This window comes from Afipia sp. GW823-FHT06G09 (genome assembly GCF_058794875.1).
In genome coordinates this window covers 241,284-255,951 of sequence record NZ_JBXAHF010000001.1, presented here as the reverse complement: position 1 = coordinate 255,951, position 14,668 = coordinate 241,284, and the positions used below count along the sequence as shown (strand labels likewise).

The following is a 14,668-nucleotide window of genomic DNA, read 5'->3' as shown; positions in this document are numbered from 1 at the left end:
CGGCCGATAATAATCAACAGGGGAAACGTCATGCCGCTTTTCAGCGATTACCCGGTCGCAACGCTTAAGGATGTCCTTCGGTTCGAAACTGAGAAAACGCTCGAACAGCGCTATGACGCGCGCAGCGTCTACGACGTCTTCGCCAAGAGCGCCTCTCGTCATCCTGACCGCACTGCGCTGACCATGCTGATGTCGGGTGCCGACGATGAGACGCCGCGCATCGTCACATATCGTCAGATGTTCGAAGGCATCACCCGCGCGGCGAACTTCTTTGCGAGCCTCGGCGGGCCGGGCTCGGGGGTCGCCTACATTCTTCCGAGTTTGGTCGAAACCCATTTCACTCTGTGGGGCGCAGAAGCGCAGGGCTATGCGGTACCGATCAACTTCCTGCTTCAGCCGCAGAACATCGCGGATCTCGTTCGCGCAGCAGACGCGAAAATTCTCGTGGCGCTTGGGCCGCATCCGCAACTCGACATCTGGCAGAAGGCCGTTGAGGTCAGCAGGCTGCTGCCGGACGTCAAGCTGGTGCAGGTCTCGCTGTCAGACGCGCCGTTGCCGGAGGGGGTGTTCGGCTTTGCGCCCGGTCTGAAGGCGCAGGATGGCAACGTGTTGACCTTCGGGAAGGCGCGGAGCGGCGATGACGTTGCCGCCTATTTCCACACCGGTGGCACGACCGGCTCGCCGAAGCTCGTCACCCACACCCATTGCATGCAGATTGCAGCGGCGTTTGGCGGCGCTGTGTTGCAGGATCTGAGCGAGACCGATGCCATCACCAATGGGCTGCCGCTGTTTCATGTGGCCGCGACGATTTCCTGCGGCTTGTCGTTCTTCATTGCGGGGGCGAATGTCATTGTCCTGTCACCGGCGGGGATGCGCAACCCGGTCATCATCAAGAATTTCTGGAAGATCGTTGAGCGCTATCGCGCGACCGTGATCGGGGGCGTGCCGACGGCGCTGGCTGCGTTGCTCAATGTGCCGGTCGATGCCGACATTTCGTCGGCGCGTTACAGTATCTCGGGTGCATCGCTGCTGCCGCGCGCCGTCGCCGTGCAGTACCAGAAGATGACCGGGACGGCGATCCACGAAATTCTCGGCATGACAGAGACTGGCGGGCTCGTGTCCATCGATCCCGCATCGGCGGATCCCGTGCTGGGTTCGGTCGGCATTCGCCTGCCGTACACAAAGGTCGTTGTCCGCAAACTAGCTGCGGACGGTTCGCTCGGGGAGGCCTGCGCACCGCACGAGGTCGGTGTGATGACCGTCTCCGGTCCAAACGTTACGCCGGGTTACAAGGACCAGAGCCAGAACAGCGGCGCACTGCGCGACGGCTATCTCGACAGCGGCGATCTGGCGTACACCGACGAGGAGGGCCGCCTGTTCATTGCGGGCCGCTCGAAGGATCTCATCATCCGCAGTGGCCACAACATCGATCCGGTTCTGATCGAGGATGCGCTGCAATCGCATCCCGCGGTTGCGCTGGCTGCGGCGGTCGGCCAGCCGGACAAATATGCCGGCGAACTGCCGGTGTGCTACGTGGCGCTCAAGCCGGGCGCGCAGGCGACGCCCGATGAACTGAAAGCATTCGCCGAGCCGCTGATTGCCGAACGCCCGGCATGGCCGAAGCAGATCATCGTCATCGACGCCATTCCGGTGACCAGCGTTGGCAAGATATTCAAGCCTCAGTTGCGGACCGATGCCGTGCAGCGGCTGGTTGCTCAGGTGGTTGCAGAAGCCGCGGGAACGGCCGATGCGGTGATCGACGTGGCCGCCGGCGGAAAACGCGGCATCGACGTCAAGGTGGTGCTGCCTCGTGCGACGGCTGGCCAGCAGGCTGCGGTTGAGAAGGCGCTGGAGGGCTATTTGTTCGACTACAAGGTCGCGCAGGCCGTTTGAAACGGTTTCCGAGCTGCATCCCTGCTTTGAAAGGGGCCCGTTGTACTTGGCTTTGTAGCGCCCAGCGACTACAAACGCGCAAACACGGAACCCCTTAGACTGGATGGAATGATGGCTGAACCGCGGCGCGCAGAACTCAAGGACCAAACCGATATCAGCGGCGCGACCGTCGTCATCATCGAAGCCCGCTTTTACGACGATATCCAGGAAGCGCTGCTTCAGGGAGCGATCAAGGAGCTTGAGGCCGCAGGCGTCGGCTACGACGTCATCAGCGTGCCGGGCGCGCTCGAAATCCCGGCGGCGATTGCGATTGCCATGGACGCATCGAAGAAGAATGGCCGGCAGTACGACGGCGCCATTGCGCTCGGCTGCGTGGTGCGCGGCGACACCATTCACTTCGAGATCGTGTCGATGGAATCGTCGCGCGCGCTGATGGACCTCGCCGTGGCGCGCAGCCTGCCGCTCGGCAACGGCATCATCACAGTGAACACCACGGAACAGGCGTGGGAACGTGCCCGCGCCGACAAGCTGAACAAGGGCGGCGACGCGGCCCGCGCGGCGCTCACCATGATGCGCATCAAGAAGCGTTTGGCAAAACCGCTATGAACGACGCCAGGAAAACCAGCGATAAGGGACCGGGGGACCGAAAGGCCAACCGGCGCGGCGCGGCACGTCTCGCGGCCGTACAGGCGCTGTACCAGATGGACATCGCTGGCGCGGGCATCGGTGATATCTTTGCCGAGTTTGAAAGCCATTGGCTCGGCAACGAGGTCGAAGGCGATACTTATCTGCCGGCCGAAGCGGCATTCTTCAAGGACGTGGTGTCCGGCGTGGTCCGCGATCAGAGCAAGCTCGATCCGCTGATCGACAAGGCGCTCGAAAGCGGCTGGCCGCTCAAGCGCATCGACGCAATCCTGCGTGCGACCCTGCGGGCGGGGGCGTATGAACTCGAACATCGCAAGGATATTCCGGCGCGCGTTGTTGTATCGGAATATGTCGACGTCGCGCATGCTTTCGTCGACAGGGACGAAACCGGCATGGTGAACGCCGTGCTCGACCAGATCGCGCGGCAGTTCCGCGCGGGCGAGTTCACGCGGACGGGGCACTGAGCATGACGGCGCCGGGTGCCAAAGCATCGGGCGAGGACGATCTGATCGCGCGCTACTTCCGTCCGCTCGCGACCGATCCCGGGGCGTTCGGCCTGGTCGATGATGCAGCTCTCCTGAAGTCGTCGGGCGATGATCTTGTCGTCACCACCGATGCGATTATCGAAGGCGTTCATTTCCTCCCCGATGACCCGCCGGGCACCGTTGCGCGCAAGGCGTTGCGGGTGAACCTGTCGGATCTGGCCGCCAAGGGCGCCGTTCCCGCAGGCTTTGTGCTGACCGTTGCGCTGCGCGAGGCGAGGGACGAATGGCTGGCGCCGTTCGCCCGCGTGCTCGGCGAAGATGCTTCGGCCTTCGGATGCCCGGTGCTGGGCGGCGATACGGTCTCGACGCCGGGACCGCTGATGATCTCGGTCACGGCATTTGGCCGCGTTCCGCCGGGCAAGATGGTTCGCCGCACGACTGCGAAGCCGGGCGACCGGATCGCTGTCACCGGCACCATCGGGGATGCAGCGCTGGGCTTGCGCGTTCTCAAGGGCATCGCAAGCGAGGGCCTCGATACTGCCGCGCGCGAATTGCTCGTTCAACGCTACCGCGTTCCGCAGCCGCGCAGCGCGCTTGCTCTTGCTGTCCGTGATCACGCGAGTGCTGCGATGGATGTGTCGGACGGATTGGCGGGCGATCTCGCCAAGCTCTGCGCCGCGTCCGGCGTTTCGGCTGCAGTTGATCTGGGGGCTGTTCCGCTCTCGGCTCCCGCGCGGGCGTTACTTGCGAACAGCAGTGCGGACATCGAAACCATGGTGTCTGGTGGTGATGACTACGAGGTCCTGTGCGCTGTCCCGGAGAATCGGTGGGATTCGTTCGTCGCCGCTGCGCAACAGGCCGGTGTGCAGGTCACTGCCATCGGCAGGATTGAGGCAGGTACGGCAGCGCCTCGGTTCCTCGACATGACAGGCCAGCCGGTAGTGCTGAAACGCTTGTCCTACAGCCACTTCTGACAATTTCGCACTGCAACCAAAAGATCTTCGGTGGATTTGTTGAATCACCCGAAAAACGATCACACGGCCGTTGGTGGCGTTGCGTCAAGGGTATGATTTTGGCATTGTCCGCGCCGAATTGAGGCAGCTTTTCGCCTTCGAAAACGCATGACTTCTTTTTTGCGCGCCCGGCCACCCTGTATGGCCAGTGGAGCGTTTCTGGGGAAACAGCAGGGGATCTGAGGCAACATCAATGACAGCATTATGGTTGATTGTGCTCGCGGGAGCACTTTCCATCGTCTACGCCGCGTGGGCGACCTCGTCGGTGCTTGGGGCGGATGCGGGCAATGCTCGCATGCAGGAAATCGCGGCGGCGGTGCGCGAAGGCGCGCAGGCCTATCTGAAGCGCCAGTACATGACGATCGGTATCGTCGGCATCGTGATCTTCGCGCTGCTGGCTTACTTCCTCGGCATTCTCGTTGCAGTCGGCTTCCTGATCGGCGCCGTGCTCTCGGGCGCTGCGGGCTTCATCGGCATGAACGTCTCGGTTCGCGCCAACGTGCGCACCGCGCAGGCGGCGACCAAGTCGCTGGCCGGTGGTCTTGAACTCGCCTTCAAGGCGGGCGCGATCACGGGTCTGCTCGTTGCAGGTCTCGCGCTGCTCGGCGTGACGTTGTACTTCATGTACCTCACCAAGGGGGCAGGGCTTCCGGCGAACAGCCGTACCGTTGTCGACGCCCTGGTGGCGCTTGGCTTCGGCGCTTCGCTGATCTCGATCTTCGCCCGTCTCGGCGGCGGCATCTTCACCAAGGGTGCGGACGTCGGCGGCGATCTCGTCGGCAAGGTTGAAGCTGGCATTCCGGAAGACGATCCGCGCAACCCGGCCACCATCGCCGACAACGTGGGTGACAACGTGGGCGACTGCGCCGGCATGGCGGCTGACCTGTTCGAAACCTATGCCGTGACTGCGGTCGCGACCATGGTTCTCGCCGCGATCTTCTTCGCCACGTCGCCGCTGCTGGTGAACATGATGACGCTGCCGCTCGCTATCGGCGGCATCTGCATCATCACCTCGATCGTCGGCACCTTCTTCGTCAAGCTCGGCGCCAGCCAGTCGATCATGGGCGCACTCTACAAGGGGCTGATCGCCACCGGCGTTCTCTCCCTGTTCGGCGTGGCTTTCGTGATCAATCAACTGGTCGGCTTCGGTCCGCTCGCGGGCGTGAAGTACACCGGTCTCGCACTGTTCGAGTGCGGTGTAGTGGGCCTCGTCGTCACGGGTCTCATCATCTGGATCACCGAGTACTACACCGGCACCGATTTCCGCCCGGTGAAGTCGATCGCACAGTCGTCGGTGACCGGTCACGGCACCAACGTGATCCAGGGTCTCGCCATCTCGATGGAATCGACCGCTCTTCCGGCGATCGTCATCATCGCGGGCATCCTGATCACATACAGCCTGGCCGGCCTGTTCGGCATCGCGATCGCGACCACCACCATGCTGGCACTGGCCGGCATGATCGTCGCGCTCGACGCGTTCGGTCCGGTGACCGACAACGCGGGCGGCATCGCCGAAATGGCTGGCCTTCCGAAGGAAGTGCGCAAGTCCACCGACGCGCTCGATGCGGTCGGCAACACCACCAAGGCGGTGACCAAGGGTTACGCGATCGGTTCGGCCGGTCTCGGCGCACTGGTGCTGTTCGCGGCGTACAATGAAGATCTCAAGTTCTTCATTGCCTCGAAGAGCCCGTACTTCGTTGGCGTTAATCCGGACTTCTCGCTGAATAACCCGTACGTGGTGGTCGGCCTGCTGTTCGGCGGCCTGCTGCCGTACCTGTTCGGCGCGATGGGCATGACCGCTGTGGGCCGTGCTGCCGGTGCAATCGTGGAAGAGGTTCGCCGCCAGTTCCGCGAAAAGCCGGGCATCATGAAGGGCACTGACAAGCCGGATTACGGCAAGGCTGTTGACCTTCTGACCAAGGCCGCGATCAAGGAAATGATCATTCCGTCGCTGCTGCCGGTGCTGTCGCCGATCTTCGTCTACTTCGTGATCTATGCGATCGCGGGTGGCGGCGCTGCCGGCAAGTCGGCTGCGTTCTCGGCAGTGGGTGCGATGCTGCTCGGCGTGATCGTGACCGGTCTGTTCGTCGCGATCTCGATGACTTCGGGTGGCGGTGCTTGGGACAACGCCAAGAAGTACATCGAGGACGGCCACTTCGGCGGCAAGGGTTCCGATGCCCACAAGGCAGCCGTGACCGGTGACACCGTCGGCGATCCCTACAAGGATACGGCCGGTCCTGCCGTGAACCCGATGATCAAGATCACCAATATCGTGGCGCTGCTGCTGCTCGCGATCCTGGCTCACTGATCGTCACAGATCACTGAACGGAGAACCCCGCGACTCGCGTCGCGGGGTTTTTCTTTTGGTGCGGATGCCGCACGCGATTGTTGCGATTTGATGACAGGTTGAACCGTTATCAACGCCAAATATTTCTGGGCGTCGAGGAAACCCGATCAAGATCGTGTGCGTTGTCTCTTGTTGAACAAGGGAGGCTATACATGGCTGCAGACGATGGCGATCCGTTCGAGCAGGGGAAACTCGCGCGCTTCAACAACGAGCCGCACAATAATCCCTATCCCGAAAACACCGAGCAGCATCAGCGCTGGGAGGCTGGCTACAGGTTCGTCGAACAGGGTTTGATGGCCGTGTGATGGATTTTGGTATCAAAGCAAAACGGCCGCCCTTGGGGCGGCCGTTTCTTTTGTGAGGGAGCGTGGCGTCAATTGACGTCCATCTTGAGGCCTTCCTTGTTGATGATGCCGGCGAACTTCTTGATCTCGGCATCGATGAAGGCGGTGAATTGCTCGGGCGTTCCGTAGTCGGGAACGGCACCCATTGCCGCGATGTTCTTCTTGATGTCGTCGCGTTCCAGCATCTTTTTGATTTCAGCGTTGTAGGCATCGATGATGGGCCGTGGCGTTCCAGCCTGCATGAACATGCCGAACCAGGACGAGACATCGAAGTTGACGAGTTCCGGCGCGCTCTCACGCATGGTTGGGATGTTGGGCGCCTTGAAGCTGCGCTCTGGCGTCGTCACCGCAAGCGCGATGAGCTTGCCATCTTCTGTCTGCGGCAGTGAGGGGTAGAGGTTGTCGAACAGGATCGCCACGTCGCCGCCAAGCGCGCCCGTCAGAGCCGGCCCAGCGCCACGGAACGGAATGTGGGTCATCTTCACGCCGGTCAATTGCATGAACCAGACTGCCGTGAGATGCGGGCTTTGTCCAACTCCCGAGGTTCCGTAGTTCAGCTTGTCCGGATTGGCCTTCAGGTAAGCGATCAGTTCCTTGATGGACTTGATGCCGCTGGAAGGATGCGCCGAGACGATATTGGGAATCCGGATTGCGTTGCTGACTGGCTGCAATTGATCGGCCTTATAAGGCAGGGACCGGAAGATGCTGAACGCGACCGCGTTGGGCCCCGGGTTGCCCACGAGGATCGTGTTGCCGTCGGGCTTTTGCTGCACGTAGTAAGCGGTGCCGATGGTCCCGCCGCCGCCGGATTTGTTTTCGACGACGGCCGATATGCCCCACGCTTGCTGCAAATGCTGTGCGAGATAACGGCCGATCACGTCGGTGCTGCCGCCGGGAGCTGCCGGCACGATAATTCGCACCGTTTCTGTGGGACGCCACTCCGCGGCTTTCGCCGGGCGTGGCCATAGCGGACTTGTGGTAAGCGCCGCAGCGCCTGACAGCACGGCACGGCGGGACAGTGAATGCGTCATCGGTATCCTCCCAGCTACATCTCTTTGCGAGATTGTTGCGGGCAAGCGTACCGGTGACGTTTTGTGGCGGCAAGTGCGGCCATGAACGCCGCGATGAAGGGTGTTTCGCGCAGCAAAATACCGGCGGCCGAGCCGCCGGTGAGCGATGCAATCAGCGCGGGCTGAGGAGCTTGAAGATCGGCGTGAGGTAGCTCATTTCCTGGCCGCTGGTCGGTGTGGTGCGGCTGATGAAGTCGAAGATCTTGCCGTCCTGGAGTCCGTAATTGGCAACGCGCTGGACCGTCCGGTTCTTGTCGAAATAGATCGCAATCACGCGCTGGTCGATGACCTGTTGCTGCATGAATGCGACCTTACGCTCCGAGCGCTGGGAGATGTAATAGAACACCTCGCCGCTCAGGGTAGCGACGGTGGAGGGCGTGCCCATCACAATCAGGACCTGGTCCTGGCTGGCGCCGATCGGAATTTGTTCAAGCGCGCCGGGAGGGAGGATGTAGCCCTTCTGGAACTGCTCGCCGGTGCAGGCGGTGAGTGCTGCGCAAACCAGCGCCGTGACGGCGGCCATGCGCAGGCGGGTCGAAAAGCGCCGCGCTCCGGCGATCTGGAAACCGGGCTGTCTGGAAACGGTCATGTCTCGCGTGGCCTTCCTTCTTGCCTCTTGCATCAGCCTGACCGTTGACGTACCGGGCAGGACTTCCGATTTCAACACACCAAAGGCCGTCAGGGCGATCAGGGATCGCCGCCGGCTTCGACGCGGAACCGAAAATGCTTTGGCCGTTCAATCGCTTCAGGAACCCCACCGTCCCGCGCGGCACCATTGAAGCCATCTATGGCATGATCGTGGCGCAAGCGCGAGAACCGGCGTTTTACACGGACCTTGGCGTCCGTGACACGGTTAATGGCCGATTCGACATGCTGATCCTGCACCTGTGGCTGGTGTTGCGCCGGTTGCAGCCGGTTGAAGGGGGAAGCGCCCTGTCGCAGGCACTTTTCGACCGCTTCTGCGCGGACATGGACGACAATCTGCGCGAAATGGGGGTCGGAGACCTGACCGTTCCAAAGCGAATGCAGGCGTTTGGTGAGGCGTTCTACGGGCGCTCGGCGGCTTACGATATGGCCTTCGAGGCGGGTGAGGCGGAATTGGCGCTCTCGCTGTCCAAGAATGTCTTCAATGGCGAGGGGCTGGAGAATGCGAAGGTGCTGGCGGATTACGTCTGTGATGTCAGCGCCCGTCTGGCGGCCCTGGACGATACGGCGGCCCGCACGGGGGCTTGGGCGTTTCCGAAGGTTGAAGTTGAACTGTTGCGAGCCAGACCATGAGCAAGGGTCATATGACTGACAGCGATCTTCCCTGGAGCTTTCCGGTGATGGTCGTCCAGCTGCCTGAGACAGGACTACATCAGGTTCTGGAAGCTAGCGCGGCCCAGCGCGAACTGATCGCCGCGGCTGCCGGGGTGAATGCGGTGCTGCGCGCTACGGCGTCATTCGACGTGAGGCCCGAGCCAGAAGGCCACGTGAGCGTTACCGGGCGGGTCAAGGCGCGTGTTGAACAGACTTGCGTGGTTTCGCTCGAGCCTGTCGAGAACGACATTGACGAAGATATTGCGGCTGTTTTCGCGCCGCCCTCGCAAATCCCTGCTAAAATGGCTCAGAAGGAAGAGGGGGACGACGCCGAGATTCCCGATCCGCCCGAACCGATCATCCATGGCGCCATTGACCTTGGCCAACTGGCAATGGAGTTTCTTGTTTTGGGAATAGATCCCTATCCGCGCAAGCCGGGGGTGACCTTCGTGCCGCCAGAAACCCCTGAAGACCCTGACGAACACCCGTTTGCGGCCCTTAAGGCGCTCAAGGAGAAGCAGGGCGTGCCTCAAGGCAAAAAACCCAAGGGAAAATGACAACGCTGCCGGGAGCGCTTGACCGAACCAGCCGCCTGGGTCAAGCCGTTGTATCGCACCACAAAAACGCTATTGTCGCTGCCCGGCTGGGGCTGCGCTGTTTTTGGCGAAGACCTCCGCCTACCGCTGTCGCAACGATGGCTTTCAGCTCGCGGCCAGTTGCTTCGAGGCCGCAACGATCAGGTTTCCGGGACGCTTATGCCGCAAAAGGTTCGAATCGCGCTTGACGCCATGGGCGGCGATTTCGGTGCATCGGTGGTGGTTCCGGGGGCGGCGCTCGCCTTGATGCGGCACACTGACGTCGAATTTCTGCTGTTCGGCGACAGCGCCTTGATCAACACGCATCTCGATTCGCACCCTGCGCTGAAAGCCGTCTCGCGGGTCTTTCATGCCGACATCGCGATCAGCATGGATGAGAAACCCAGCCAGGCCCTGCGCCGAGGCCGCAAGTCGTCCTCGATGTGGCTGGCGATCGACGCCGTCAAAAAGGGCGAGGCCGACGTCGCCGTCTCTGCCGGCAACACCGGCGCGCTTATGGCGATGTCGCGGCTGAATCTGCACATGATGCCCGGTATCGACCGTCCGGCCATTGCGGCGGTGTGGCCGACAGTACGCGGAGAGTCTGTTGTGCTCGACGTCGGCGCTTCGATCGGCGGCGATGCCCGCCATCTCGCATCGCTGGCGATCATGGGAAGCGCCATGGCGCGCGTCCTGTTTGATCTCGAACGGCCGACGGTGGGTCTGCTCAATATCGGCGTCGAGGAGGTGAAGGGCGTCGAGGCCGTTCGCGGAGCCGCCGAACTGCTCCGGGCCATGAACCTCTCGCAGCTCGACTTCATCGGCTTTGTCGAGGGCGACGGCATCGGAAAGGGTGCTGCGGACGTCATCGTCACCGAAGGCTTCAGCGGCAACATTGCCCTGAAGACCGCCGAGGGAACGGCACGGCAGATCGCGGAATATCTGCGCAGCGCGATGAGCCGGACCTGGCGATCCAAGCTGGGTTACATCTTCGCGCGCGGCGCCTTCAACGCGTTGCGTGACAAGATGGACCCTCGCAAGGTCAATGGCGGCGTCTTCCTTGGGTTGAACGGCGTGGTCATCAAGAGCCATGGCGGCACGGACGCGGAGGGCTTTGCGTCGGCTGTCGATGTTGGTTATGACATGGTCCGCTACGATCTCCTGCCCAAGATCAATCAAACACTCAACCGCGACGGCCACGCTCTTTCGATCGTGCCGAACGCGCAGGAGGCTGTCTCGTGACTGTGATGCGTTCGGTTGTGCTCGGCTACGGCTCTTATTTGCCGGAGCGCATTTTGACCAACGCCGAACTGGCGAAGATGGTCGACACCTCTGATGAGTGGATCATCCAGCGCACCGGCATCAAGCAGCGTCATATTGCGGCGGAGGGTGAGTTCACCTCGCATCTCGGTCTCAAGGCCGCACAGGCAGCGATCGCCAATGCCGGGATCGACACGCAGTCGATCGATCTGATCGTGCTGGCGACCTCGACACCCGACAACACATTCCCGGCGACGGCGGTTGCGATCCAGAACGGTCTGGGAATCAACCACGGCGCCGCGTTCGATTTGCAGGCGGTCTGCTCCGGCTTTATTTTCGCGCTGGCGACCGCGGACAATTTTCTGAAGACCGGTGCGTTCAAGCGTGCGCTGGTGATCGGGGCGGAAACCTTCTCGCGCATCCTGGACTGGAACGACCGTGGAACCTGCGTGCTTTTCGGGGACGGTGCCGGCGCGGTGGTGCTTGAGGCTCAATCGCAGGCCGGAACTTCTGCGGATCGCGGCATCCTGACCACACATCTGCGTTCTGACGGCCGTCACAAGGACAAGCTGTTTGTCGATGGCGGCCCCTCGAGCACCCAGACCGTCGGCCACCTGCGGATGGAAGGCCGTGAAGTGTTCAAGCACGCCGTCGGCATGATCACCGACGTTATCGTCGACGCATTTGATGCGACGGGGACCACGGCTGACGGCATCGACTGGCTGGTTCCGCATCAAGCCAACAAGCGCATCATCGATGCATCTGCGAAGAAGTTGCATATTGCGCCGCAGAAAGTGGTGCTCACTGTCGACCGTCACGGAAACACCTCGGCGGCATCGATTCCCCTCGCGCTTGCGGCTGCGGCCGACGACGGGCGCATCAAGAGGAACGATCTTTTGATGCTGGAAGCGATGGGCGGCGGTTTCACCTGGGGATCGGCGCTATTGCGCTGGTGAGTCTTTTGCTAAAGTCTGTCGATAATTGAAAACAATTTCATGCTGTTGCATCGATGAGCAAGGTTGACCCTCGGTCGCTAAGCTCATAATTTCAGAACATAAATTTTTTCGCCGTGAGCGGGGCAGGCGATGACCGGAACCGGGAAGACAGTCACACGCGTTGATCTGTGCGAAGCCGTCTACCAAAAGGTAGGGCTGTCGCGCACGGAGTCGTCTGCGTTCGTTGAACTGGTGTTGAAAGAGATCACCGACTGCCTCGAGAAGGGCGAGACGGTGAAACTGTCGTCATTCGGTTCCTTCATGGTGCGCAAAAAGGGCCAGCGTATCGGCCGTAATCCAAAGACCGGAACGGAAGTGCCGATTTCTCCGCGACGGGTTATGGTGTTCAAGCCGTCAGCGATTCTCAAGCAGCGTATCAACGGCAACGGCAGTGGCGGCGGTAGCGCCGATAGCGCCGACGACTGACTGACTTAGGACAAAGACGGACCTAGGACGGCGGCTTTCAACGGGGAGCCAGCATTTTGGACAAAGCGCCGGATGCGTTTCGGACAATCAGCGAGGTCGCTGATGACCTTGATGTGCCGCAGCACGTCCTGAGGTTCTGGGAAACGCGCTTCAACCAGATCAAGCCGATGAAGCGGAGCGGGGGACGCCGCTACTATCGCCCCGATGATGTCAGCCTGTTGCGTGGCATCCGCCGGCTGCTTTACGGCGAGGGCTACACCATCCGCGGTGTCCAGCGCATTCTGCGCGAGCATGGCGTGAAATCGGTCCAGAGCCTCACCGATGGGTCCGCCGATCATGCTACCGCGCTGTTCGATGGACCCTCGTTCGGGCCGGAAAAGGGCGAACACGCCCCACACCTGGCAGCCGACGAAGTGGAGATCGACACCGAGGACGAACTCGCCGCCGCCGACGAACCTGATGCCCACCAAGACGAGTATCCCTCGACGCTGTCGCTGCGCGATCTCGGGCCGCCGCTGGCGGAGATCTCAGCGCCCAAAGCGGTGGTGCAGAAGCCGGTGCAGCCGGCTCCGCTGAACGGCCTATCCGGCGCCGAGGCCTATGCCCCGCCGAATATCCGGAAAAGCGCGAGGCCGATGGATCGCGGCAAGCTTCAGGCAGCGCTGGACGATCTGATCGGCGCGAGAGCGCTGATCGATCAGGTCCTGAAGGAAGACTAAGCCGTTTTGGCCGCAGGGCGCTGGTTCCGCGGGGTTTGCCAAGCTAGTCGACCTAAAGCTTGGAATCAGGGCATTCCCCCCGGGGCAGCCCCTTCTTGCACCATGGCGCGAACGGGGCTACAGGATCGGTGCCTCATGGCACGGTTCGGAGCGTAGCGCAGCCCGGTTAGCGCACTAGTCTGGGGGACTAGGGGTCGGAGGTTCGAATCCTCTCGCTCCGACCAAACTCTCTCCTTCGGGGGTATCTCCACTCCCCAGCGGCCTCAAATCAACTCGCCGCGAGATCACAGGCGGCCGGTTGTGCAGGACTGGCGGGCCTGATTTTCAGCGCGTCCGCAGATTGGGATATCCGCTCCACACCGGCTTTGATACCTTGAGAGATCGATTGTGGTCGGGGGGTGTATGCGGCGTCCTGATATTGATCTGCTCCGAATTCTGCTCTGTGGCACAATTATTCTCGTTCATGCGCTTGCGATTTTCTCTTCCGAGCCTCACTACCACCTTAAGAGCGCAACATCGTCGGCGGCAGCTACCCTTTTGTTCGACTTCCTGCGCGCTGCGGCGATCTCATCATGGTTCGTCGTGGCTGGCTGGTCAGCGGTCACCTCGCTGAGGGCGCGAAGCCCTGGCCGCTTCGTAAAAGAGAGAGTGACGCGGCTGCTGGTGCCGCTGGCTTTCGGCATCGTGATATTCGGATCCATCATCAAATATATCGAGCTTAACGACGGGCGCGACATGGGCTTCCACGGCTTGCGCGAGGCCGAATGGATGCAAGGGATTTTGCAGATCGATCCGCCGATCCATTACTTCAATTTCTTCCCTTACAATCTCACGCGCCTCCCCTTGATGTCGTGGTCGCACCTCTGGTTTCTGGCTTACCTGTTTCTCATATCGATCGCGCTTCTGCCGCTGCTGGTGCGTCTCGCGCGTCGCGTGCCGCGTGCCGAGATGCCTTCAGCTTTCTGGGTCTATCTCCCGATACTGCCCATGGCCGCGCTGCTCACGGTGTTTCACGGATATTGGCCATACTTCCCGAACCTCATCGCGGACTGGACCAACTTTTCCTACTTTGCGCTCTGCTTTGTGCTGGGTGCGGGGGGTGCTGCGTGGCCGGGCTTCGAGGCCAGGATTCGGACCGAGGCTCCGCGGTTGCTGACGCTGATGCTGATGGGTTTTGTCGGTCTTGTGCTGTTTGGTGAATCGACACCGGGCCGCGCCTGCATTGCCCTGGTTGCGTGGGGCGGCGTAGGGGCAGGTTTTGGTTTCATGTACCGTTTGAAGCCAGCCCGCACGCGGACAATTGCATATCTCAGCGAAGCAACGCTACCCGTCTATATTGTCCACCACGTGCCGCTATTGCTGATTGGCATAGTGCTGCTGCCGCTTGCGATACCGGTCTGGCTCAAGATCTTGACGATATGGCTGGCGACAATGGCGGTTTCGCTTGCAGCCTATCACTGTCTCATCAGGCCATGGGCGCCGGCTCGCTGGATCATGGGGATGGCTGCAATCTCGCCGCAAGCAGGTCCGACAACGCAAGCGGAGCCGGACGCCGTTCCGGAGACGACCTAAGGTGTCCTTTCCCGAAGTCCGGATT

15 protein-coding genes and 1 tRNA gene are annotated in these 14,668 nt (G+C 61.6%); 14 read left to right on the top strand and 2 right to left on the bottom strand.

Annotated elements, in window-relative coordinates; genetic code table 11:
• The first annotated feature begins 30 nt into the window (after nt 1-30).
• From AC1Q67_RS01205 to AC1Q67_RS01180, 6 genes are all read left to right on the top strand, one after another.
• Nucleotides 31-1,893, top strand: a complete 1,863-nt coding sequence (locus AC1Q67_RS01205) for an acyl-CoA synthetase (protein WP_492235489.1) — start codon at nt 31-33, stop codon at nt 1,891-1,893.
• A gap of 111 nt (nt 1,894-2,004) precedes the next feature.
• Nucleotides 2,005-2,499 carry a 6,7-dimethyl-8-ribityllumazine synthase gene (gene ribH / locus AC1Q67_RS01200; protein WP_024575181.1) on the top strand — a complete coding sequence of 165 codons (495 nt, stop codon included), beginning with the start codon at nt 2,005-2,007 and terminating at the stop codon, nt 2,497-2,499.
• The gene (nusB, locus tag AC1Q67_RS01195; protein ID WP_492235490.1) at nt 2,496-3,002 is read left to right on the top strand and encodes a transcription antitermination factor NusB; all 507 of its coding nucleotides are present in this window, start codon (nt 2,496-2,498) and stop codon (nt 3,000-3,002) included. The genes ribH and nusB overlap by 4 nt, the downstream gene beginning before the upstream one ends.
• A gap of 2 nt (nt 3,003-3,004) precedes the next feature.
• Nucleotides 3,005-3,997 carry a thiamine-phosphate kinase gene (thiL, locus tag AC1Q67_RS01190; protein ID WP_492235491.1) on the top strand — a complete coding sequence of 331 codons (993 nt, stop codon included), beginning with the start codon at nt 3,005-3,007 and terminating at the stop codon, nt 3,995-3,997.
• A 232-nt stretch (nt 3,998-4,229) separates the two neighbouring features.
• Complete coding sequence (locus tag AC1Q67_RS01185) at nt 4,230-6,344, top strand: sodium-translocating pyrophosphatase (RefSeq protein ID WP_492235492.1); 2,115 nt, start codon at nt 4,230-4,232, stop codon at nt 6,342-6,344.
• A gap of 191 nt (nt 6,345-6,535) precedes the next feature.
• Complete coding sequence (locus tag AC1Q67_RS01180) at nt 6,536-6,688, top strand: hypothetical protein (protein WP_492235493.1); 153 nt, start codon at nt 6,536-6,538, stop codon at nt 6,686-6,688.
• Between the two features lie 68 nt (nt 6,689-6,756).
• Here the strand turns inward: AC1Q67_RS01180 and AC1Q67_RS01175 are convergent, their stop codons facing one another.
• Nucleotides 6,757-7,758, bottom strand: coding sequence for a Bug family tripartite tricarboxylate transporter substrate binding protein (locus AC1Q67_RS01175; RefSeq protein WP_492235494.1), 1,002 nt, complete (start codon nt 7,756-7,758; stop codon nt 6,757-6,759).
• Between the two features lie 151 nt (nt 7,759-7,909).
• Complete coding sequence (locus AC1Q67_RS01170; protein ID WP_492235495.1) at nt 7,910-8,386, bottom strand: outer membrane protein assembly factor BamE; 477 nt, start codon at nt 8,384-8,386, stop codon at nt 7,910-7,912.
• Between the two features lie 134 nt (nt 8,387-8,520).
• On the opposite strand from AC1Q67_RS01170, the gene AC1Q67_RS01165 reads away from it, so the two are divergent.
• The 8 genes from AC1Q67_RS01165 (at nt 8,521) to AC1Q67_RS01130 (ending at nt 14,643) form a co-directional block, all read left to right on the top strand.
• Complete coding sequence (locus AC1Q67_RS01165; protein ID WP_492235496.1) at nt 8,521-9,075, top strand: ubiquinol-cytochrome C chaperone family protein; 555 nt, start codon at nt 8,521-8,523, stop codon at nt 9,073-9,075.
• Nucleotides 9,072-9,653 carry a YceD family protein gene (locus AC1Q67_RS01160; protein WP_492235497.1) on the top strand — a complete coding sequence of 194 codons (582 nt, stop codon included), beginning with the start codon at nt 9,072-9,074 and terminating at the stop codon, nt 9,651-9,653. The genes AC1Q67_RS01165 and AC1Q67_RS01160 overlap by 4 nt, the downstream gene beginning before the upstream one ends.
• Nucleotides 9,654-9,851: 198 nt before the next feature.
• A complete protein-coding gene (gene plsX, locus AC1Q67_RS01155) occupies nt 9,852-10,913 on the top strand; it encodes a phosphate acyltransferase PlsX (protein WP_492235722.1) in 1,062 nt (353 codons plus the stop codon).
• Nucleotides 10,910-11,887, top strand: a complete 978-nt coding sequence (locus AC1Q67_RS01150; protein ID WP_492235498.1) for a beta-ketoacyl-ACP synthase III — start codon at nt 10,910-10,912, stop codon at nt 11,885-11,887. Before plsX ends, AC1Q67_RS01150 begins: the two co-directional genes overlap by 4 nt.
• A 129-nt stretch (nt 11,888-12,016) precedes the next feature.
• Nucleotides 12,017-12,352 carry an integration host factor subunit alpha gene (locus tag AC1Q67_RS01145; protein WP_024575191.1) on the top strand — a complete coding sequence of 112 codons (336 nt, stop codon included), beginning with the start codon at nt 12,017-12,019 and terminating at the stop codon, nt 12,350-12,352.
• Nucleotides 12,353-12,408: 56 nt separating this feature from the next.
• On the top strand, nt 12,409-13,071 hold the full coding sequence (locus AC1Q67_RS01140; RefSeq protein WP_492235499.1) for a MerR family transcriptional regulator: 663 nt from the start codon (nt 12,409-12,411) through the stop codon (nt 13,069-13,071).
• A gap of 146 nt (nt 13,072-13,217) precedes the next feature.
• Nucleotides 13,218-13,295 (top strand) — tRNA-Pro (locus AC1Q67_RS01135).
• Nucleotides 13,296-13,473: 178 nt separating this feature from the next.
• Nucleotides 13,474-14,643: an acyltransferase family protein gene (locus tag AC1Q67_RS01130; protein ID WP_492235500.1), complete on the top strand. Its 1,170-nt coding sequence runs from the start codon at nt 13,474-13,476 to the stop codon at nt 14,641-14,643.
• The last annotated feature ends 25 nt before the right edge of the window (nt 14,644-14,668 follow it).

Bases quoted from the DNA above. Each gene is read 5' to 3' on its own strand.
- AC1Q67_RS01180 (WP_492235493.1), top strand. From the start codon at position 6,536: ATGGCTGCAGACGATGGCGATCCGTTCGAGCAGGGGAAACTCGCGCGC.
- AC1Q67_RS01145 (WP_024575191.1), top strand. From the start codon at position 12,017: ATGACCGGAACCGGGAAGACAGTCACACGCGTTGATCTGTGCGAAGCC.
- AC1Q67_RS01185 (WP_492235492.1), top strand. From the start codon at position 4,230: ATGACAGCATTATGGTTGATTGTGCTCGCGGGAGCACTTTCCATCGTC.
- AC1Q67_RS01175 (WP_492235494.1), bottom strand. From the start codon at position 7,758: ATGACGCATTCACTGTCCCGCCGTGCCGTGCTGTCAGGCGCTGCGGCG.
- AC1Q67_RS01130 (WP_492235500.1), top strand. From the start codon at position 13,474: ATGCGGCGTCCTGATATTGATCTGCTCCGAATTCTGCTCTGTGGCACA.
- plsX (WP_492235722.1), top strand. From the start codon at position 9,852: ATGCCGCAAAAGGTTCGAATCGCGCTTGACGCCATGGGCGGCGATTTC.
- AC1Q67_RS01165 (WP_492235496.1), top strand. From the start codon at position 8,521: ATGCTTTGGCCGTTCAATCGCTTCAGGAACCCCACCGTCCCGCGCGGC.
- thiL (WP_492235491.1), top strand. From the start codon at position 3,005: ATGACGGCGCCGGGTGCCAAAGCATCGGGCGAGGACGATCTGATCGCG.
- nusB (WP_492235490.1), top strand. From the start codon at position 2,496: ATGAACGACGCCAGGAAAACCAGCGATAAGGGACCGGGGGACCGAAAG.
- AC1Q67_RS01160 (WP_492235497.1), top strand. From the start codon at position 9,072: ATGAGCAAGGGTCATATGACTGACAGCGATCTTCCCTGGAGCTTTCCG.
- ribH (WP_024575181.1), top strand. From the start codon at position 2,005: ATGGCTGAACCGCGGCGCGCAGAACTCAAGGACCAAACCGATATCAGC.
- AC1Q67_RS01170 (WP_492235495.1), bottom strand. From the start codon at position 8,386: ATGACCGTTTCCAGACAGCCCGGTTTCCAGATCGCCGGAGCGCGGCGC.
- AC1Q67_RS01205 (WP_492235489.1), top strand. From the start codon at position 31: ATGCCGCTTTTCAGCGATTACCCGGTCGCAACGCTTAAGGATGTCCTT.